Consider the following 19,905-nt stretch of genomic DNA (forward strand, 5'->3'; position numbering starts at 1 on the left):
GCTCAGCCTGTCGGGAAACAGGTGCATTGGCCGCGAATATAAGCATATCGCGCGGCAATTTGGAGAGAGCGCACAAAAATTCCTGTGATGGCCGCCGGCAGGCTGGGGAAGGGCGAACGCCTCTGCCGCCTTCCGGTCTTTTCACGGAAAGGGTCGGGCGTTAGGTTACGGCCCAAAATCAACGGTCAGGACGACAAAAGAAAGCGAGCAGCGCATGTTGAAAACGATCAGCGGATTTGACCGCATTGGCGAGGAAAATGCGTTCGCCGTTCTCGCACGGGCGACCGAACTTGCCGGCCAGGGCCGGGACATCATCAACCTCGGCATCGGCCAGCCCGATTTCCGGACACCGGACCACATTGTCGAAGCGGCAATCAAGGCGCTGAGGGACGGGCAGCACGGCTATACCCCGGCGACCGGAATTGCGCCCTTGAGAGAAGCCGTATCGGCAGATCTGCTCAAGCGGCATGGCGTTGAAACCGACCCCGGCAATGTGCTCATCGTGCCCGGCGGCAAGGTCACCATGTTCATGGCGATCCTGATGTTCGGGGAACCGGGAGCCGAGATCCTCTATCCGGACCCGGGCTTTCCGATCTACCGGTCGATGATCGAATTTACCGGGGCGCGGCCGGTCCCCGTCCCGATACGCGAGGAGAACGACTTTGCGTTTTCCGCCGAGGAAACGCTGTCCCTGATCACGGACAGGACGCGCCTGATCATTCTCAATTCACCCGCCAACCCGACCGGCGGCGTGACGCCGAGGTCGGAGATCGAAGCCCTGGTCAAGGGCCTGGAGAACCATCCTGATGTTGCGGTGATGTCGGACGAGATCTACTCGCAGATGACCTATGACGGCATGGAGCATGTCTCGCTGCTCGGGTTCGAGTCGATCCGGGACCGTCTGATCCTTCTCGACGGCTGGTCCAAGACCTATGCCATGACGGGCTGGCGCATGGGTTTTTCCGTCTGGCCGGACAGCATTGCGGACAAGGCGCGCAAACTCGCCGTGAACGCCTGGTCCTGCGTCAACGCGCCGGCGCAGTTCGCCGGCCTCGCCGCCTTGACCGGCCCCCAGACGGCTGTCGAGGCGATGGTGTCGGAATTCGACGCACGCAGACGTGTGATTGTTGACGGCCTCAACGCGCTCTCCGGTGTGTCCTGCCGCACGCCGCTCGGCGCCTTCTACGCGTTTCCGAACATCAAGGACACCGGCTGGAAGGCCAAGGCACTTGCATCGGCCCTGCTGGAGGAAACCGGCGTTGCAACTATTGGAGGGCCGGACTTCGGAATTCTAGGAGAGGGATACATCCGCCTTTCTTACGCGAACTCCACAGAAAACATCCTCGCCGCCCTTGAACGGATCGGAACATTTCTGGATCAATAGAAAAAATGCCAGTGATTACTGCCATATAGGAAAAAATCACGGTTTTTTACTATTAAAAACACTCTTCCATGAGTGAAATAACATGCTGATGTATCGATTTTTTAATTCTTTCCTTGTCAGAATTTACGTAGGGGCATCAAACGGTGCCTGAATGACGGGAGGAAGTCGGTGGAGTCTGTCACACTCGATCTGCAGCAGTCTTTCGGCGGATTGAACGAGGCTGTTCTGGTCACGAATCCGGACAGGATCATCGTGTTTGCGAACGCCGCCATGGAAAAGCTCCTGCGCGTCGGTCAGCACGATCTGATCGGCAACACGACGAAGCCTTTTTTCGCCGACCCGGCGCAGTTCGACCGGATGGCGGAGCTGTATCAAAGACCGGCAGACCAGAAAAACCGCAGGATGTATGCCATCGAGGCTGTGCTGGGCGACGGAACCCGCAAGCAGCTCGAAGTGGTCAGTGCGCCGCTGTTCGACACCTCCCAGACCCTGGCAGGTCTCCTGTTCATCTCGCGCGATGTCAGCGATCGCAAGCAGCTCGAAACCCAGCTGAGCGATCTGGCACTCACGCTGGAAGATGCCCTTGACGCGATCCTCGAAGGCTTCGCGATCTACGATGCCGACGACAGGCTGATCATCTGCAACGACATGTACCGCGAAATCTACGCTGAATCGGCGCCGGCGATGTTCCCCGGAAACCGCTTCGAGGATATTCTTCGGTTCGGGCTGCGAAAGGCTCAGTACAACACCGGCGGTCTGGATGATGAAGCCTGGCTTGAAACCAGACTGAAACAGCATCAGGCGGCCGATGGAGCCGTGATCGAGCAGCAGTTGGAAACCGGACGCTGGCTCCGGATTTCCGAGACCCGGACGAGCACCGGCGGCATTGTCGGCATCCGGGCGGATATCACCGAACTGAAAGACGCCAAGGCGCTGGCGGAGAAAGCCTACCGAAACCTTCATCTCATGGCGGACAGCATGTCCGCCTGCGTCGGCGAAGTTGATCTTGAAGGCAAGTGCCTGTTCCTGAACAAGACCGGCTGCGCCTGGTTCAACGGAACGCCCGAGGAGCTTTTGGGAACCCGCCTCAGGGAAAAGCTGCCCTGGAATGAACGCGACAGCGTCCGGTCTCTGTTCATGGAAGCAATGAGCGGTGAGAAAGCCTCGGGCGAAATCGGAATGCACTTTCCCGACGGCGTCACCCGCGAATGCCTGATGGACTGCAATCCGCGGTTCAATGAAAACGGGGAGGTGGACGGTCTTGTGGTGGTGATTTCCGATATCACCGACCGCAAGAAGACGGAACGCACGCTTGCGGAACTCTACGCCATCACCTCGACGAGGGAACTCGGGCACGAGGACAAGATCGCCGAAATCCTGCGGCTCGGATGCGACCATTTCGATCTGCCGGTCGGTATCATCAGTCACGTGATCGGCGAGAACTACACGATCACGCACGCCCAGAGTCCGGGCGACACGGTCCAGCCCGGCCAGTCGTTCGAATTGAAGGACACCTACTGCACCCTGACGCTGCAGGCGGACGAACCCGTCGCGACGGGCCACGCCGGCCAGTCGGAATTCGCCGCTCATCCCTGTTACAGGCTGTTCGACATCGAAACCTATATCGGCGCGCCGCTGCTCGTGGACGGGATCGTGCACGGCACGATCAACTTCACCGGCCGGGATATCCGCAGGCGGCCCTTCACCGCCGCGGATGTTCAGATCATCCGACAGTTCGCCGACTGGATCGGCCACGAAATCGCACGCCAGCGTGACCACCAGGCGCTGATGGATGCGAAGATCCGCATGGAACGCATTGCGAGCATCGACGATCTGACGCAGATCCTCAACCGGCGCGCCTTCCTCGAAAAGGCAAACACCGAGATTCAACGGTTCCGCCGGACCAGCCAGGTGTTCACGGCCGTCATGATGGATATCGACCACTTCAAGAGCATCAACGACCAGCACGGTCATGCTGCCGGCGACGATATCCTGAAGCTGTTTACACGTACGATCAGCAGGGAATTGCGCTCCGTCGACATTTTCGGGCGGGTCGGAGGCGAGGAATTCTGCCTGATACTGAGTGGCACGGGCCTGGAAGACGCGTTTACGGTTTGCGAGCGATTGCGCAAGAAGATCGTCCGCTCCTGTCAGGACCCGAGGCTGTCCCAGGTGGTGACCTGCAGCATGGGGCTGGCCGTCTCCAGCCGCGAGGATGTCGAGTTTTCGACACTGATGCAGAAGGCCGACACGGCACTCTACCAGGCGAAATCCTCCGGACGAAACAAGTGCGTCATGCACGACGCCTCACCCGACTCGATCGCCGTCTAGACCGTTCTGAAGGCTTGACCTAGTCGGCGAGCCGCTGTGCCAGGCGCACCCCGGGCGGGGGCGAACTCTCGCGAATGCGGAGCTCCGGCTCTATCACGATCGGCTTGTTGGGAACCCGGTCGCCGGCGATCTGGCGCAAGAGGGTCAGCGCGGCGAGGCGGCCGATCTTCTCCGGCTGGTTTGCAACGGTCGTGAGCGCAGGCGTTCGTGCGTCGGCACCGTCGATATCGTCGTAGCCGGTAATGGCCATATCGGGTCCCGGTTCGATGCCGGCGCGCCGGAGCGTTGTCATCATGCCGAAGGCGACAAGGTCATTGAAGCCGACAATGGCTGTCGGCCTTTCCTCCGCTTCCAGAATGTCCGGCACGGCGGCCCGACCGTCCGCCTGCGTCATCAGCTCCGGCAGGTCGACCTGGCCGGCCGGGTCGATCCCTGCCTCCTCCAGGGCCTTTTTCCAGCCCTCGTGACGGAGCTTGCCGGTGGAACTCTCCCTGCGTCCGCCGACCATGCCGATCTTGCTGTGTCCCTGCGCCAGCAGATGCTTCGTGATCTGGTAAGTGCCGGCAACATCGTCACCGCGCACGCATGGCGCCCAGACGCCGGGCACTTCGCGCGCAACCAGCGTGACCGGAATGCCCTGATCGACGAGCCTGTTGATTTCTTCCGCCGTCGTCCCGACCGACGGACACAGGATCAGCCCGTCCGCCCGGTGCTGCAGCAGCGTGTTGACGAAACCGCGCTGGCGTTTCGCGTCATCGCGGTGATTGCAGATGAAGATCATCTGTCCCTGCTCTTCCAGCACATCCTCAAGAGCGGAAAAAACCTCTGCGAAATAAGGGTTCAGGATGTCATGAACCGCAACACCGACGATCTGGCTGCGCGAGGTGCGCAGAGAGGCCGCGGACCGGTTGTAGATATAGCCGATCTCTTCCGCGGTCTGCTTGACCTTCTCGCGGGTTTCTTCGGCCACGAGCGGACTGTCCCGCAGGGCGAGCGACACCGTCGCGGTCGAAATGCCGAGCTGATCGGCGATATGACCGAGTGTAAGTCGCTTGCCTGGTTTGGGCGGTAAATCCCCGGAGGAGGGCGTGGAGTCTTTGTCTTCGGACATTCAGTGGTCTCTATTCCCGCAGCGGCGGCGTTATCGAGCGATAATGCTCCCGGCCGCTGCGGTAAACAGAAAAATGATGGCGACGAGTGACCGGACGCCGAAATGCGTACCGATTTCGGCAAACCCGGAACGGACTTCAGCGCTAGCGCGCCTGCGGGGCGGATTCGTCGTACTCTTCCCTGAGGTTCACGACAACGCGCCTGTTTTGGGACTGACACTCGATCGACGAGCAATCCGTCACGGGCCGCTCGACACCATAGCCCTTGGACCACACGCGTTTCGGGCTCACGCCGAGGCTGACCAGTTCCGCCATGACGGCATCGGCTCTCTGGCTGGACAGTGTTTTCTGGGCCGCTTCGCTGCCCGGATCATCAGCATGCCCCTGCACCTTGACGAGCCACTTCTTGTTCTGTTTCAACCAGTCGGCCTGGTTCTTGATCGTCATCTTGGCTTCTTCGGTCACCACCGCGGAGCCCCGGTCGAAATACACCCGGCGACCGACATTGATGATGAATTCTTCTTCGGAACCGTTCGAAATCTGGCCGAACCCGGCGGCCGGCGCATTGGTGACATTCGGCGACGAAATTCCCCCTGCGGAGTTACAGGCGGCAAGCCCGGCTCCGCAGAAGGCGATGATCATGAAATTCCGGCCCCAATGGCCAATCCGATTAAACAAGAACGCCCCCCAAGACTAAGCTATTCCCCAAGCGTGCCGGCCTCAGCCGGCACTTGCGCCAAGATGTTCCAGAACCAGAACGCCGGTTCCTTTCGGGCATCTCTGGTAAAGATCGATGATGTCCTCCGGCAGCATGCGGATGCAACCGCTGGAGACATCATGACCGATACTCCAGGGTTCCAGTGTCCCGTGCAGCCGGTATCCGGTGTCGCTGCCGTTGTTGTAGAGATAAAGCGCCCGCGGCCCGAGCGGGTTGTTCGGCGCACCGCCCTCCACCCTGCGCGGCAGATCCGGCTGACGCTTGAGCATTTCGGGTGGCGGCACCCAGCGCGGCCAGAGCGCCTTGCGGTCGATCCGCGCGCGGCCGTACCATTTGAAGCCTTCCCGTCCCACTCCAACGCCGTATCTCAGCGCCGTGTTGTTCTCCCAGACCCAGTAGAGAAAGTGGTTCTGGGTATCGACCACGACCGTTCCCGGAGGTTCGTCGCTGAAATACTTGACCATCTGGCGGCGCCAGACGGGGTCGATGCGGTTCAGGTTCGTTCGACGGTACTGAAAGCCGTTGTCCTGCTCGTACCCGTTGAAATAAGCATTGGCTGCAGCATTGGCCTGCGCCAGCTGCGGCATTGCGAAGGTGCCCGCGACAGCTGCGGCTCCTCCCAGAAAAGTTCGGCGATCCATTGCCATCCCATTCCTCCTAGACAGGTTGGTGACCAGTTGTCACCCGGGGTCCACGCCAGGGGCCATTAAGAGGGAAACTCACGCGACCCGTCAACCGCCTAGCACTTTTTCCACCTAACACACGGGCGGCGAAGCACCCGCATCGGCAACAAATCCAGAGCCCTGACCCGACGCCCACCATCCAGACGATCTTCGTTTGGACGAACCGCGCAGGAACCGCTGCCGTGTCCAATCTGTGTCTTACAAACCGGGAATGCGGGAAATCGTCCCGATGCCTGTCGCTTTTCACACCGGTTTTGTGAGAACGTACGGCTAGGGTACGGACCCATAAATGAAGCCGATTTGGCGGCTGAAATGGCGAAATCTCGCGAGGAAGCGTGTGCAGAGCGGGCTTTATGCCCGGTCAAGCGCGGTGACGCCGCGAGGCAAAGCCATTTTGCCGTCCTTCGGATTTGGTCGTTTTGGCCATCTGCATCGTCGCGAAAGACTTGAAAATGAACCACATTTCCTGCGCTTTCGCTCCTCGCAGTCGGTCAAAACGATCCAAACCAAATTGACTTCATTTATGAGTCCGTACCCTAAGGTCCTGACCCTGGGAATGCATGTATGTGACGGAAAGCGGAAAACGCGATGCCGGTAACGGAAATTGACACCTGGCTTGGACGATTGTCCATCTGCGAAGCCGAAGCGGCCATTACCGAAGTTCACTGGAACGGCCCTGCGGGCCGGGATGAAACACCCCTGCTTCGGGAGGCCGCTGCACAGGTGAGCGCCTATCTCGACGGCAAACTCGAGACATTCGACCTGCCGCTCGCGCCGAAAGGCGGCGACCTGCACCAGTCTGTTTTCCAGGCAATGCTGGCCATCCCCTACGGCCGGACCCGCACTTACGGCGATGTCGCGAAGGAACTCGGCACCTACGGCCAGCCGGTCGGCCAGGCCTGCGGAGCCAACCCGATCCCGATCATCATCCCCTGCCACCGCATCCTGTCCGCCAACGGCCTCGGCGGATTTTCGGGCGCAGGCGGGCTCGATACCAAGATCGCATTGCTGAAGCTCGAGGGCGGGTATCCATTCCTTGTCTGACCGCGCGCGTTTCTCCTTGCCCGGCTCGAGCGTCAATGCGCACCTTGTGGACGTTTTTCGGGACCGTGTTGAGAATAGTCCCAATGCCTGAGACTATACGGCGATTGAATTTCAGGCGGAAAGCAGCCGCCCTGAAACGCATTTTTGCCACCGCGCAGCCAGACTGTCGTCGCGTCGCGCAAATCTTACCGGCCCGGGAGCAGCCATGAGCGGACTACTTGCCTTACTCGATGATGTCGCGGCGATTGCGAAAGTTGCCGCCGCCTCGCTCGATGACGTTATCGGCCAGGCCGCCAAGGCAGGCTCCAAGGCCGCGGGCGCGGTCATAGACGACGCGGCTGTCACGCCGAAATACGTGACCGGCTTCAAACCCGCCCGCGAACTGCCGATCGTCTGGCGCATTGCCAAGGGATCGCTCAAGAACAAGCTGCTCTTCCTGTTGCCGGTCGGCCTGGCGCTGAACGAGTTCGCGCCATGGACGATCACGCCGCTGCTCATGCTCGGCGGCGCCTATCTGTGCTTCGAGGGAGCGGAAAAGATCCATCACCTGTTCGCCCACAAGGAGAGCCCCGCGGATCTGCCTCTGGAGGAGGCGGTGGACGCGGTGCATCTGGAAGAGCAGAAGGTTTCCGGCGCGATCAAGACCGATTTCATACTCTCGGCCGAAATCATGACGATCGCCCTGTCGGAAATCCCGGAAAGCAATATCTGGATGGAGGCCGCGACGCTCGCGGTCGTCGCCATCGGCATCACGGTGATGGTCTACGGTTCCGTCGCGCTGATCGTCAAGGCGGATGATGTCGGCCTTATGATGTCGAACAAGGGACGCTTGTCCGTCATCCGCGCGATGGGCCGCGGCATCGTCAAGGCAATGCCCGGGTTCCTGAAGGTCCTGATGGTGGTCGGCACCGCGGCCATGCTCTGGGTCGGTGGCTCCATCGTGATCCACGGCCTGAAGGAACTCGGCGTCAAGGGCATCTACAACACGATCCATGACATCGCCCATTCCGTTGCCCATTCGGTCGGCCAGTTCGAAGGCTTCGTCGCCTGGGCGATGACGGCCTCCCTCGACGGTGTCCTGGGCCTGATCCTCGGACTGATCCTGATCCCGATCGTGGCGAAGATCATTCTGCCGGTTTGGAACATGTTCCGGAAAAAGCCGGAGGAAGCAGGCGAACACTGATTTAGGCACCGAGCCGCGAAAGCAGTTCATACCTGGCAGTCAGGTGATGGCAGGCCGCAGAAACCACGATTGTTCCTTTCCGGAACACCGGTCCGCCAGCGGTCCGTATATGTCGACGCTCGAGAGCGGAGTTATCTCGTATGGGTCTTGGTAGAGCGCACGAATATCCGCTTCCGGAACGGCGAACGGAGGCCCTTCCATGAGCGCCTGGTCATAATCATAGGTGACAAGCAACTGCGGCAGGCCATTGCAGAGCCGGCGCAAGTGGTCGGCATAACCGCCGCGCATGCGGGGCGGCATCGCAACTAGAGCCGCGCGATCGTAGACGGCGTCGGCGGGACCGAGATCCGCGCTCCGGAGCGCGAAGAAATCGCCCTGCCACAGGTCGAGCCCGTGGCTGGAATAGCACCGAAGGCCCCGCACATCCCGGATCTCGGGCGTGACATCCAGCCGTGCGAAAACGGCTTCAACTGCCTCCGCGCTCAGCTCACTGCCGCTGACACGGCAGCCCTGCGCAAGCAGCCAGTCGATGTCCACACTCTTGCCGCAGAGCGGCACGAACACATGCGCGCCCCGCCCGAGTTTCAGGACCGGAAAATGCCGCTCCAGATGAAAATTGACAGCACCTTCATGAAACGCGGTCTTGCCCTCGCGCCAGCGGTTTTCCCAGAAAGTCGGTTCCATCTGTCCATCCGTTCGGTTCGCCTTGCAGCGGAAGCCTGTCAAAATACATGAGGGCCGAAGATACGCCAGAAATAGACAAGCGACAGCAGTCCGCCGAAACCGACCACCAGAGTGCGTAGCAGCCGCTGGTTCACGGATCGCGCCCAGTGTCCTCCGGCATAGCCGCCGGCGGTGCTGCCGGCCATCATCGTGACTGCCGCGCTCCAGTCGATCAGCCCGCCGATCCCGAATATCACGATGCTGATGATCGTGAAGTTCGTTGCGAGCAGGTTTTTCATGCTGTTCGCAGCATGAAAGTCGGAATGGCCGATGATCTGTGCGATGGCGAGCAGGATGATCCCGAGGCCTGCTCCGAAATAGCCGCCATAGATGGAAACCAGAAACAGCACGCCATAAACGGCAAGGGAGGTTTGCGAAGCCCCCGCAAATCTGACGAATGCCCGGCGCATCGGCTCTCCGAAGGCAAACAGCAAGGTCGCCGCCAGAAGCAGGAACGGGACGAGAAACAGAAAGGTCTGCGGGTCGGAGACAAGCAGCAGGACCGAGCCGACAGCAGCGCCCGCGCCGGAGACCACGCTCAGTTTGACGAGCAAAACGCCGCCATTGCGCAGCTCCTCCCGGTAGGCCATCAGCGCGGCTGCATTGGACGGCAGCAGGCCGAGAAAGTTCGTGGCATTGGCAACCACCGGCGGCAGCCCGGCGGCCATCAGCGCCGGAAACGTGAACAAGGTGGCACCGCCCGCGATCGCGTTCCACGCCCCGCCGACCAGTCCGACGCCCAGCAATATTGCAAGATTCGTGAAATCCATGTCCCGGCCCCATCAGTTGACGGCAAAGCTAGGCGAGGTATTTTCATTAATAAAATGAATTGATTTGAAGCTCATCATGAAAAAAATCGAACAGATCTCCCTGAACAGCGACCTGCTGCGCGCCTTCGTGACGATCGCCGAACAGGGCCATCTGACCCTGGCCTCCGAACGATTGAACCGGACGCAATCCGCATTGAGCGTCCAGCTCAGGAAACTTGAATCCGGCATCAATGCGAAGCTGTTCGAGCGTCATCCCAAGGGCATGAAACTGACGCCCGATGGCGAGAAACTCCTGCCGATCGCGCAAGGCATCCTGGCGGATCTCTACCGGGCCCAGTCGCTGTTCGAGCATCCGTTGCACGGCAAGGTTCGCGTCGGCATCCCCGACCACTACGATGACATGATTTTTGAAACCGTCCTTTCGGATTTCGGCAAGTCCTACCCGCTTTTGGACATATTCGTGAAATCCGGCTGTTCCGCCGGTTTCCCGGCCGCGATTGAGGACGGGCGGCTTGATATCGCCGTCGTTGCCACACCCGAACCGGGTGCGCACGACCTACTTGAGATCGAGGCAAATCACTGGGTGGAAAGCGACACCTTCGACCACGATCCGGGCGAGCCGGTGCCGCTTGCGGTTCTCGACAGGGGATGCTGGTGGAGCAGGCTGCCGGTCGTTCTCCTGTCGAAACAGGAGCGCGCCTTCAACGTCAAGTTCAGGAGCGAGAGCTTTTCGAACCTGCGCTGCGCCATCCGGGCGGGCCTTGCGATCGGTGTGCTGCCCGCGCGCGCCGTTCAATCGGGCATGCGCATCGCACGGCCAGAACGGGGCCTCCCGAAACTGCCGGCAATGACCCAGTCGATTGTGGTCTCGCCGGATGCTCCCGCCGAGATCACCGGTGCGATCGTCACTGCGCTCAGGCAGGGGCTCTTTGAAAACGGCAATGCTGCCTGACAGCACATTGCCGCCGTTCTATGCGGTTCAGAACAGCATGAACCCGAAGAAGACGATCACGGCAGCCATCGTGACCCAGATCAGGAATGCGTTGAAATACTCCTTGCGCGACCCGAAGCCGGTCCTCAGAGCATCAAATTTCGCTGGTCCGAATCCGGACGCCCGGCCCGGATTCCCCGAGGCCTTTTGAAACCGGCGGCGCAACTCCGCCGCCTTCCGGGCCCCCCTTTCCTCGTTGATCGTCTGGTAGGTCATGGTCACTCCGATCTCCTTCAAGACCATCTCTGCATGTCCAATGACATGGGTTGAAGGCCGGACCATTGCAAATGAGCGATTTGTAATCTTCCGGTGAACACGCGTGTACTTGCGGCTGTCACAAAGACATCTTAGGAACGGGAAGCCTTCACCAAGACGACTGCAGTATGCGCCCAGACCCCTCCCCCGAACCTTCCTCCGGCGATGTCAACGCCGCGAATGCGTCTTCAGGTCCGACGCTTTCGGAAATCAGTTCGGTGTCGCTCAAGGTCGGCCTGCTCTCGTTCGGCGGCCCTGCGGCGCAGATCTCCGTCATGCACCAGGAATTCGTCGAGAACCGCAAGTGGCTGTCCGAGGAGCGCTTTCTGCACGCGCTCAACTACTGCATGCTGTTGCCCGGACCGGAAGCCCAGCAGCTCGCGACCTATTGCGGCTGGCTGAGCGGACGCACTCTTGGCGGGCTGGTCTCGGGATTGCTGTTCATTCTTCCCGGTGCCATTGCCATGGCGGTCGTCAGCTACATCTACGCCGCATACGGCGAGACCTCGTTTGTTTCGGCGCTCTTTTACGGGGTCAAGGCGGGCGTGCTCGCCATCGTGCTTCAGGCTCTGATGAAAATCGGCAGCAAGGCGTTGAAGACGCGCCTGGCTTGGTTCCTCTGCGCCGCGTCCTTCTGCGCGCTCTTCTTCGCCTCCATTCCCTTCCCGATCGTGATCCTCGGCGCCGCGGTCATCGGCCTGCTGGCAGGCCACGGCTCCGGGCCGCTGCCTGCGGGCGATCCGGGCGGGGCTCCGACAACATTCGCCAGGACGGTGAGGACGGTTCTGATCGGCGTCCTGCTCTGGGTCGCCCCGCCGTTTGCCGCGATGCTGTTCCTTTCCCCCGGAAACGTTTTCGTGGAGATAGCCGAGTTCTTCTCGCTTCTCGCGGTGGTAAGTTTCGGAGGTGCCTACGCGCTGTTGAGCTACATGGCGCAGGTCGCCGTGGAAACGAAGTCCTGGATCACGGCAGGCGAAATGCTCGACGGGCTCGGCCTGGCTGAAACGACACCCGGTCCGCTCATTCTGGTCACGCAATTTGTCGGCTTCCTCGGCGGCTGGCGCGACCCTGCTCCGTTTTCACCGCTCGCAGGTGCCTTGCTGGCCGCGGCGATGACGACCTGGGTCACGTTCGTGCCGAGTTTTCTGTTCGTCTTCGCCGGGGCGCCCTGGATGGAAAGGTTGCGCGGCAACAGGAAGCTTGCGCGAGCCTTGTCGGCTATCACGGCAGCCGTTGCGGGTACGATCCTCAACCTTGCAGTCTGGTTCGCCCTGAACGTCCTGTTTGCCGAAACCGGGACCCGGATTTTTGGCCCCTTCGAGATCACCTGGCCCGTGCCCGGGTCTCTCGATCCGGTGCTGGCGGCAATTGCTCTGGTGGCCGCGTGTCTCGTCTTTGTTCTGAAGCGGGGTATTGCCACGGTTCTGGCCGTGACCGCCTTGCTGGGGCTGCTGGCAAAAATGGTTTTGCTCTGAGGATACGTTCGGAGTACCTGGCTGGCACCGCTGGCCTGGAGACTGAGGCCGGGTTCCTTAACTCAGGCGGCGGTCAGTTCCTTGTTCTTGCCTGAACCCGTCTTCTTGTCGGCATCCGGGGTGTCGTCGCCATCGGTGTCAAAGTCGTTCTCATGCTCCGGATCGTCGTCAACGGCGAGCGACAGGTTCTTCTCCACCTGTCGAAGCAATTTCCGCAGCTTCTTCCGGTCCTTGTCATCCAGACCCGACATCGCCTCGCGCTCCAGGCGCTTCCAGGCCTTGTCGACCGAGGTAACCAGTTCGCGGCCCTCGTCGGTCAGAAAGACGCGCGCAAGGCGGCCGTCGGTATCGGACACCTGCCGGCGCACATAGCCTTGCGCGGACAGGCGGGTCACCATCTTCGTTACGGTTGGCGGCTGGACGCCCAGCGCTAGTGCCAGCTGGCTCATGGTGCGGCCGTCGGAGTCGGCCAGGACTTTCAGCACGAGTTCCTGCCCCGGATGCAGTCCGATCCGCATGAGATGTGCTCCGGATCTGGCTCTCTGGGCTTTCGCCGCCTGGACCAGCCGGAACGTGATGCTCTTTTTGTAGTTAAAGGCCATTGCCTGTCCCCATTCCAAGATCAGCCCGAATCAATCGGCTTTGCAACGTGGCGGAAACCTAGCCGGAGAATTTAACCGTCAAATGACATTATCAAGATGCGTGAATTTTTTGCAAAGCCACGTCATCGGACGATCCATCGCCGGCTAAGCAAATCAGGGATCCACCTTCAGCGAACCCGCAAGGAAAGGGATCACGAGCGTCAGAAACGCGACAACGGCGAAAGAGGCTCCCAGCGTAAACACCTGTCCGATGAACCCGAGGATCGGAGGACCGAACAGAAACGCGCCGTATCCGAGCGTTGCAACGGAGGCCAGTGCCTGCCCTTTCGAGACATGCCGGTCCGCGGCGGCGCGCGACATGGCGAGCGGAAACAGCACCGCATAACCGATGCCCATGATGAAACATCCGGCCCAGACGACACCGATGTTCCATCCCGACACCAGCAGGAGACCGCCGACAAAGGCAACAAATCCGCTGACACGCGCCACCGGCACGGGCCCGTATCGGGCGATGACGCGGTCTCCGGCAAGCCGCATGATCACCATCGCGATCGAGAAAACGGTGAAAGCCGTCGGCGCAATCGCCTCGGAGTATCCGAGATCGGTAATCTGGTAGAGCGCTGCCCAGTCGGTCACGGCCGCCTCGCCCAGCGCGGCGATCAGCGCGATCAGCCCGGCAAGAAGCAGCGCGCCCCTTGGGATTGCAAACAGCGGCGCCTTGCCCCGCTCTTCGTCCGGGCCGGTTTGCGGCGGCCAGGCCTGACGCAGGCTCCAGAAAAGGACGGGAAGTGAAAGCACCGCCCAGAGACAGAAATGCAGGGCAACGCTCAGCTCCAGCTTTATGGCAAGTCCGCCTGCCGCCGCGGCGGCACCAGCCCCGAGACTGAACAGGCCGTGAAACGACGACATCACGGGCCGCCCGAGCACCGTCTCGACTTCCGCACCCCACCCGTTCATGGACACATCCAGCGAGCCGAAGGCGAAACCGGCAAGAAAGAGTGCAACTGCCAGCAACGCGACGGAGGGTGACACCCCGACAAGCGTGAACGTGACGACCGTTGCGACAGCCGACGCCTTTGTGACCGTCGCCGGACCCTTTTTGTCGATGAATGCACCAGCGATCGGGAAAGCGGCAAAAGCCCCGAGCGCCAGAACCAGCAAAAGGACACCGAACCAGCCTTCGCTCAAGCCCGTCGCCGCCTTGACATCGGGGATACGGGATGCCCAAAGACCAATGAAAGTCCCACACATGAAAAACACCGCCGAGACAACCCGGCGTGCTGCGATCGCCTGCATGATGTGACCTGATACCCGGGACCTGAAATGCCCCCGAAAAGAAAATGCCTTCCTTCGGCTCTATCCTGTCCCGGCAGACCTTTCAACGCAAATCACGGCGGCAGGACGGATCAGGCCACGAGGGACGCCAGCAGGGCGTCGGCGTCGCGCGCTCTTTGAAGTGCGGACTGATAGGCCGAGGCAGCTTCCTGGCCGCGCGTGTCCGCACCGGAGGGATCGCCGCCGGATCCGCTGGAGGATCCCTCTTCACCTCCGGGCTTTGCATCCGGCCCGCCTGCAGGGGCTGTCTCCCCGCCTTCATCAGAGCCTTGAAGTTCGTCCGCCTTCGCCTGGCGGGCTTCCGCCTGGGCTTCCGATAATTGGGACCGAGCCAGCTGCGCGACCTTCAGATCCTGTGAGGACGGTTCCGCGGGAGCAAGGGCCGCCCGGATCACGATCTGCATTTTGCGGATCGTCTCCTGGGGTGTCTTTTCCTTGCTGGTATCGATCTGCACCTCGCCGCCGATCGCGTAGCGCTTGCCGTCCGGTCCCTGCTGGAACGTGTAACTGGGGGCGCCGGCATAGGGCCCGCCGACACGGGCATGCGCCTGCTCATGCGCCCGCACCTCGCGGTCCCGCTTGGCAAGCTCCTGAACCTGCTTTTCTTCGGCCTCGTTCAGCCCGTCTCCGTCCGGATCGTCCTGCTCGCCGGCCCCGGCCTGGCCCTGTGCAGGATTTGCGCCGCCTTGTGCTGCGGCGGCAACCCCGGCACCGCCGGCCGCCGTCTGTTGAGCAGGCGCGCTGTCAGTTTCGTCTCCGGCATTTTGCGTGTCCTGCGGTGACGGTCCGCGGCTCTGGGCTCCGGTCTGCTCCGTGCTCTGCAGTGCAAGAACCGCCTGCGAGGACAGGACAGGTCCGGAACTGCGCCGCGCGGACTGGGCGGGCGCACTTGCCAGGCTGTCGCGCGCACTTTCCCGCTCCCGGCCGGAACCACCCGTTCCCGGACCAGGCTCAGGTTCGCCTGCGACACCATTGCCTCTCAAAAGGTTCGCCGGCGTGTTGGACAACAGGGCGCCGATCATGCGCGTGAGTGTCTCAAAGAGGAGTCAGCAAATTCTAAATGAGTGTTAAGCCGCATCGATCATTTGTTCGTGAACACTTAATGGACTGTTGTCCTGCCGGCGCGCACTTGCCTGGCGCGGCCCGCTGTGCAAATGAGACATTCTGACATTCCCAAGGCAGGACATCGACATGCAGCCCCGGCGCTTCTGGCACGACATGACAACGGAGGATTTCAACGCTCCCTCCCGCGGGTCCTGGATCGCTGTCCTGCCGATTGCGGCGATTGAGCAGCATGGCCCGCATTTGCCGCTTGTCACCGACACGGCAATCGCGGAAGGGCAAATCAGGCGCGTCCTGGAACTCCTTCCTGACGATCTGCCGGCCACCTTCCTTCCGGTCCAGACCATCGGCAAGTCAGATGAGCACATATCATCGCCGGGCACGCTGACCCTTTCCTGGGAAACGGTGACCAGGTGCTGGATGGAGATTGGCGAAAGCGTTGCCCGGGCGGGTGTGCGCAAACTGGTCCTGATCAATTCGCATGGCGGCAACGTGCCGATCATGGATATCGTTTCCCGAGAACTGCGCGTGAAGCACGACATGTTCGTCACCGCGACCAACTGGTTGCGCTTCGGCCAGCCGGAGGGCCTGTTTCCGGAGGCGGAGTTCACCTACGGAATTCATGGCGGCGACATTGAAACATCCTTGATGCTGCATTTGCATCCCGGCCTCGTGCGCATGGAAAAGGCACGGGACTTCACATCGCAGCAGCAGTCCTATCTGAACGAGTTCAAACATCTTCGCGGCCACGGCAAGGCGCAATACGGCTGGAAGGCCCAGGATCTCAATCCGCTTGGCGCGCTTGGCAACGCAGGTGCGGCGTCAGCCGAAAAGGGACGGCAGGCCCTTGATCACGCGGCAAGGGGCTTCGTCGAATTGCTGCAGGACGTCGATGCCTTCGATCTCGCAAGGCTCTGGGACGGGGAAAACTGACGCTACGTCCGCCTTGCTGCATCCGGCAAGACAAGACCAGAACAGCCACAACAACCTGAAAACACTTAAAAGTTGAAACGCCGTGGAACAAAGTTTCTCGGGAAAATCGCCCTGAACAAACGGGGTTATACATGTCAATTTGGCAGGTGTCCGGCGGCGGCAGTTGACCTTCTCGCCTCGGGCGACACATTATTCAGATGACCACCATAGGGGCGTTTTTCGAGTATCAATGAACCTGTCAATCCGGCAATTGGCGACCTTTCGAGAGGTCATGCGGAGTGGTTCCATTTCGGAAGCGGCCCGCACCCTTGGCCGGACGCAGCCTGCTGTCAGCTCGACGATCGCAGGCCTGGAGACCGAGCTTGAGCTCAAGCTTTTCATGCGCGAGCAGGGCCGCCTCGTGCCGACACCCGAGGCGGAATTTTTCCTCGAGGAAGCCGAAGCCATCCTGAAACGGCTCGAAACCTCCAAGAGGACACTGCGCGGCCTCGCCAACAAGGAGCATGGCCAGCTGCGGATCGCCGGCATACCCGAAGCGGTTGCAGACTTCCTCCCCAACAGCCTGTCCAAATTCGTTGCCGACAAGCCCAGCGTGAAAGTTGCCTTGGCAAGCCGATCATCCTCCGAGATCGAGGAACTCATCGCCGCGCAGCAATTCGACATCGGCTTTTCCGAAACGCCCCGGGCGCGGAACTCCTTCGACCAGATCGATTTCGACCTTGAATGCATGTGCGCTGTTCCGGCGACGGACCCGCTTGCGGCGAAGGAAGTGATCACGCCGGAGGAACTCGACGGGTATCCCCTTGCGCTCCTTCATTCCGAGCACAGAAGCCACAAACAGACGGTTGCAAGGTTCAGGGACGCCGGTGTCCGCTTCAACCAGCGCTTCGAACTGCAGACGGCCCTGCCCGGGTTGCGGTTCGTGGAGACGGGTCTCTGCGCGCTCATTTGCGACATGCTCACCGCCTACAAGGCCCAGGAAGACGGACGGTTGGGTTTGGGCCCGCCCATGATCGTGTTCCGGCCGTTCCGCCCGCGCATTCAGAACGGCCTGTCGATCCTGACCCCGACACACAGGCCGATTTCCATCGTCGCCAAGGATTTCTGCGACTTCCTCAGCACGGAGATGTCCAGGATGCGCACGGCCATGGTCAAGAAAAGCAATTGACAGCGTGCTTCGCGGATCAGCCGCCACGGGTGCACGGCACCCGGATCACTTTCTTGGATTTCCATCAGCTATTCATGGCGCAAGCCGTCTGGCGCTTGCGGGGCCGGGGCGGCATAGTCTGAGGGCAACAAACAACGGGACAATCAAGCCGTGTCAGAAACTCTTTTTGCGCCGAAAGGCGGTCACCCCGGACAGGAAACCCTTCTGACCGACCGTGCCGTTTTCACCGATGCCTATGCGGTCATTCCAAAGGGAACGATGCGCGACATCGTCACCAGCTATCTGCCGTTCTGGGACGACACCCGGCTCTGGGTACTGTCCAGGCCCCTGTCCGGCTTCGCCGAAACCTTCTCGCAATACATCATGGAAGTTGCCCCGGGCGGCGGCTCCGTCAGACCGGAAACCGACAACGCCGCCGAAAGCGTCCTGTTTGTTGTCGACGGCGAAGCCACACTGACCGTGAACGGCCAGGCATTCGAGCTGCGCGAGGGAAGCTACGTTTTCCTGCCCCCGGCAACGGACTGGACATTCCGGAACAACAGCTCCGCAAATGTGTGCTTTCACTGGATCCGCAAGGCATATGAAGCCGTCGACGGTCTCGGCGCACCCGAGTTTTTCGTAACGCATGAAAGCGACAACGCTCCCGTGGCGATGCCCGGAACAGAAGGAAAATGGGCAACCACCCGCTTTGTGGAACCGACCGATCTTCGCCATGACATGCATGTCAACATCGTGACCTTTGAGCCCGGAGCCGTCATTCCGTTTGCCGAAACCCATGTCATGGAGCACGGCCTTTATGTGCTTCAGGGCAAGGCGGTTTACCGTCTCAACCAGGACTGGGTCGAGGTGGAAGCGGGCGACTACATGTGGTTGCGCGCCTTCTGCCCGCAGGCCTGCTATGCTGGCGGACCAGGCCTCTTCCGCTATCTTCTCTACAAGGACGTCAACCGGCACATGCCGCTCCGTCCTGCCGGCCGTTTTGATCCCGGCCGGTGAGAAAGCGCAATTGTCCCTAGGGACAATATAAATGAGATCAGTAGCTTAAAGCATGATAGGCAGTCTTTCGGAATGCCGGATTTCCGATGGTATTCCGTCTATGGAGAACCGAAAGACAGGTCGTACTCATGCGGATTGTCATCAACGGGTTCGGCCGGATCGGCCGGACTGTCCTGCGTCAGATCTTGACCCTGCCTGACGGCCAGGGTGTCACCATCGCGGCCATCAACGACATTGCACCGCTGGAGACGTGCGCCTACCTTTTCAAATACGACAGCGTTTTCGGTCCCTATCCGGGCTCGGTCGACGCCGGCGACGCGTCCCTGAGAATCGGGGATCTGGAAATCCCGTTCACGCGCGAAGCGGATCTTTCCACGCTCGACCTGGCGGGCGTCGACGTGGTGATGGAATGCACCGGCAAGGCCGACACCAGCGAGATCGCCCGGCGCGGCCTGGATGCCGGGGCGGAAAACATCCTGATTTCCGGTCCCTCGCGCGCGGCCGAAAAAACGCTTGTCCTGGGTGCCAACGAAGAGCAGCTCGGCAAGCACCGGATCGTCTCCAACGGTTCCTGCACGACCAACGCGCTGGCACCGCTGCTGCGCGGCCTGGACGATGCCATCGGCATCGGCACCGGGCACATGACCACGATCCACTGCTACACCGGCAGCCAGCCGATGGTGGATGCGCCGCGCGGACCGCTGGAACGCAGCCGGGCCGGCGGGGTCTCGATGGTTCCGACGACGACAAGTGCAACGAAACTCGTGGGCAAGGTCGTGCCGCGGATGAACGGCCGCATCACCGGCGCCGCGGTGAGAGTGCCGGCCATCAGCGTGTCGGCCGTCGACCTGACCGTGACCTGGGAACGGCCGCTCGGCGAACCCGTCAACGAGATGCTGCAACGGGTCTTTGCCGGCAGTCCGGTGATCGGTTTCACAGGCGACCGCGTAGTTTCCACCGACATGCGCACACGGCCGGAATCCCTCGTCATTGCCCTGCCCGAAACCCTGTCGGCCAGTGACCGGCAGGCACGCATTTTCGGATGGTACGACAATGAATGGGGCTTTTCGCGCCGGATGATCGACATGGCGCGGCTGATGTCGGCGCGGTAAGACGCCGCTTCCGCAGCGCCGAGGCGCGTGC

At 61.1% G+C, this 19,905-nt stretch carries 19 protein-coding genes; 10 read left to right on the forward strand and 9 right to left on the reverse strand.

The genetic code is table 11. From position 1 onward, the window contains the following. Positions 1-214 precede the first annotated feature (214 nt). Both ACO07N_RS04685 and ACO07N_RS04690 read left to right on the forward strand, forming a co-directional pair. The gene (locus tag ACO07N_RS04685) at positions 215-1,384 is read left to right on the forward strand and encodes a pyridoxal phosphate-dependent aminotransferase (protein ID WP_421979909.1); all 1,170 of its coding nucleotides are present in this window, start codon (positions 215-217) and stop codon (positions 1,382-1,384) included. A 168-nt stretch (positions 1,385-1,552) separates the two neighbouring features. After that, positions 1,553-3,715 carry a diguanylate cyclase gene (locus ACO07N_RS04690; RefSeq protein WP_421979910.1) on the forward strand — a complete coding sequence of 721 codons (2,163 nt, stop codon included), beginning with the start codon at positions 1,553-1,555 and terminating at the stop codon, positions 3,713-3,715. Positions 3,716-3,734: 19 nt separating this feature from the next. On the opposite strand, the gene ACO07N_RS04695 is transcribed toward ACO07N_RS04690, so the two are convergent. From ACO07N_RS04695 to ACO07N_RS04705, 3 genes are all read right to left on the reverse strand, one after another. Next, entirely contained in the window at positions 3,735-4,826 is a 1,092-nt protein-coding gene (locus ACO07N_RS04695) for a LacI family DNA-binding transcriptional regulator (protein WP_421979911.1), read from the reverse strand. Positions 4,827-4,968: 142 nt separating this feature from the next. Beyond that, on the reverse strand, positions 4,969-5,502 hold the full coding sequence (locus ACO07N_RS04700) for an OmpA family protein (RefSeq protein WP_421979912.1): 534 nt from the start codon (positions 5,500-5,502) through the stop codon (positions 4,969-4,971). 42 nt (positions 5,503-5,544) lie between these two features. Beyond that, positions 5,545-6,189 (reverse strand): L,D-transpeptidase, encoded by a 645-nt coding sequence (locus ACO07N_RS04705; protein ID WP_421979913.1) that lies wholly within the window; start codon positions 6,187-6,189, stop codon positions 5,545-5,547. Between the two features lie 624 nt (positions 6,190-6,813). Between ACO07N_RS04705 and ACO07N_RS04710 the strand changes: the two genes are divergently transcribed. Both ACO07N_RS04710 and ACO07N_RS04715 read left to right on the forward strand, forming a co-directional pair. Then, complete coding sequence (locus ACO07N_RS04710) at positions 6,814-7,269, forward strand: methylated-DNA--[protein]-cysteine S-methyltransferase (protein ID WP_421979914.1); 456 nt, start codon at positions 6,814-6,816, stop codon at positions 7,267-7,269. Positions 7,270-7,474: 205 nt separating this feature from the next. Beyond that, a complete protein-coding gene (locus ACO07N_RS04715) occupies positions 7,475-8,452 on the forward strand; it encodes a DUF808 domain-containing protein (RefSeq protein WP_421979915.1) in 978 nt (325 codons plus the stop codon). A 39-nt stretch (positions 8,453-8,491) separates the two neighbouring features. On the opposite strand, the gene tmpT is transcribed toward ACO07N_RS04715, so the two are convergent. Together tmpT and ACO07N_RS04725 are read right to left on the reverse strand one after the other, a co-directional pair. Next, on the reverse strand, positions 8,492-9,136 hold the full coding sequence (tmpT, locus tag ACO07N_RS04720; protein ID WP_421979916.1) for a thiopurine S-methyltransferase: 645 nt from the start codon (positions 9,134-9,136) through the stop codon (positions 8,492-8,494). A gap of 38 nt (positions 9,137-9,174) precedes the next feature. Further along, a complete protein-coding gene (locus tag ACO07N_RS04725; protein ID WP_421979917.1) occupies positions 9,175-9,945 on the reverse strand; it encodes a sulfite exporter TauE/SafE family protein in 771 nt (256 codons plus the stop codon). 76 nt (positions 9,946-10,021) lie between these two features. On the opposite strand from ACO07N_RS04725, the gene ACO07N_RS04730 reads away from it, so the two are divergent. After that, positions 10,022-10,897: a LysR family transcriptional regulator gene (locus ACO07N_RS04730; RefSeq protein WP_421979918.1), complete on the forward strand. Its 876-nt coding sequence runs from the start codon at positions 10,022-10,024 to the stop codon at positions 10,895-10,897. Positions 10,898-10,924: 27 nt separating this feature from the next. On the opposite strand, the gene ACO07N_RS04735 is transcribed toward ACO07N_RS04730, so the two are convergent. Then, positions 10,925-11,173, reverse strand: a complete 249-nt coding sequence (locus ACO07N_RS04735; protein WP_421979919.1) for a hypothetical protein — start codon at positions 11,171-11,173, stop codon at positions 10,925-10,927. Positions 11,174-11,319: 146 nt separating this feature from the next. Here ACO07N_RS04735 and chrA point away from each other — a divergent pair, with 146 nt between their 5' ends. After that, a complete protein-coding gene (gene chrA, locus ACO07N_RS04740; protein WP_421979920.1) occupies positions 11,320-12,666 on the forward strand; it encodes a chromate efflux transporter in 1,347 nt (448 codons plus the stop codon). 62 nt (positions 12,667-12,728) lie between these two features. Here the strand turns inward: chrA and ACO07N_RS04745 are convergent, their stop codons facing one another. From ACO07N_RS04745 to ACO07N_RS04755, 3 genes are all read right to left on the reverse strand, one after another. After that, positions 12,729-13,268, reverse strand: a complete 540-nt coding sequence (locus ACO07N_RS04745; RefSeq protein ID WP_421979921.1) for a MarR family winged helix-turn-helix transcriptional regulator — start codon at positions 13,266-13,268, stop codon at positions 12,729-12,731. A gap of 153 nt (positions 13,269-13,421) precedes the next feature. Beyond that, positions 13,422-14,564, reverse strand: a complete 1,143-nt coding sequence (locus tag ACO07N_RS04750; RefSeq protein WP_421979922.1) for an MFS transporter — start codon at positions 14,562-14,564, stop codon at positions 13,422-13,424. Between the two features lie 110 nt (positions 14,565-14,674). After that, a complete protein-coding gene (locus ACO07N_RS04755) occupies positions 14,675-15,625 on the reverse strand; it encodes a putative metalloprotease CJM1_0395 family protein (RefSeq protein ID WP_421979923.1) in 951 nt (316 codons plus the stop codon). Between the two features lie 169 nt (positions 15,626-15,794). Here ACO07N_RS04755 and ACO07N_RS04760 point away from each other — a divergent pair, with 169 nt between their 5' ends. From ACO07N_RS04760 to ACO07N_RS04775, 4 genes are all read left to right on the forward strand, one after another. Then, positions 15,795-16,598, forward strand: a complete 804-nt coding sequence (locus tag ACO07N_RS04760; RefSeq protein WP_421979924.1) for a creatininase family protein — start codon at positions 15,795-15,797, stop codon at positions 16,596-16,598. A 229-nt stretch (positions 16,599-16,827) separates the two neighbouring features. Continuing rightward, on the forward strand, positions 16,828-17,766 hold the full coding sequence (locus tag ACO07N_RS04765) for a LysR substrate-binding domain-containing protein (RefSeq protein ID WP_421979925.1): 939 nt from the start codon (positions 16,828-16,830) through the stop codon (positions 17,764-17,766). Positions 17,767-17,916: 150 nt separating this feature from the next. After that, entirely contained in the window at positions 17,917-18,762 is an 846-nt protein-coding gene (locus ACO07N_RS04770; protein ID WP_421979926.1) for a bifunctional allantoicase/(S)-ureidoglycine aminohydrolase, read from the forward strand. A gap of 128 nt (positions 18,763-18,890) precedes the next feature. Then, positions 18,891-19,874 carry a type I glyceraldehyde-3-phosphate dehydrogenase gene (locus ACO07N_RS04775; protein ID WP_421979927.1) on the forward strand — a complete coding sequence of 328 codons (984 nt, stop codon included), beginning with the start codon at positions 18,891-18,893 and terminating at the stop codon, positions 19,872-19,874. The last annotated feature ends 31 nt before the right edge of the window (positions 19,875-19,905 follow it).

Source organism: Roseibium sp. (genome assembly GCF_965229775.1).
Lineage (GTDB): Bacteria > Pseudomonadota > Alphaproteobacteria > Rhizobiales > Stappiaceae > Roseibium.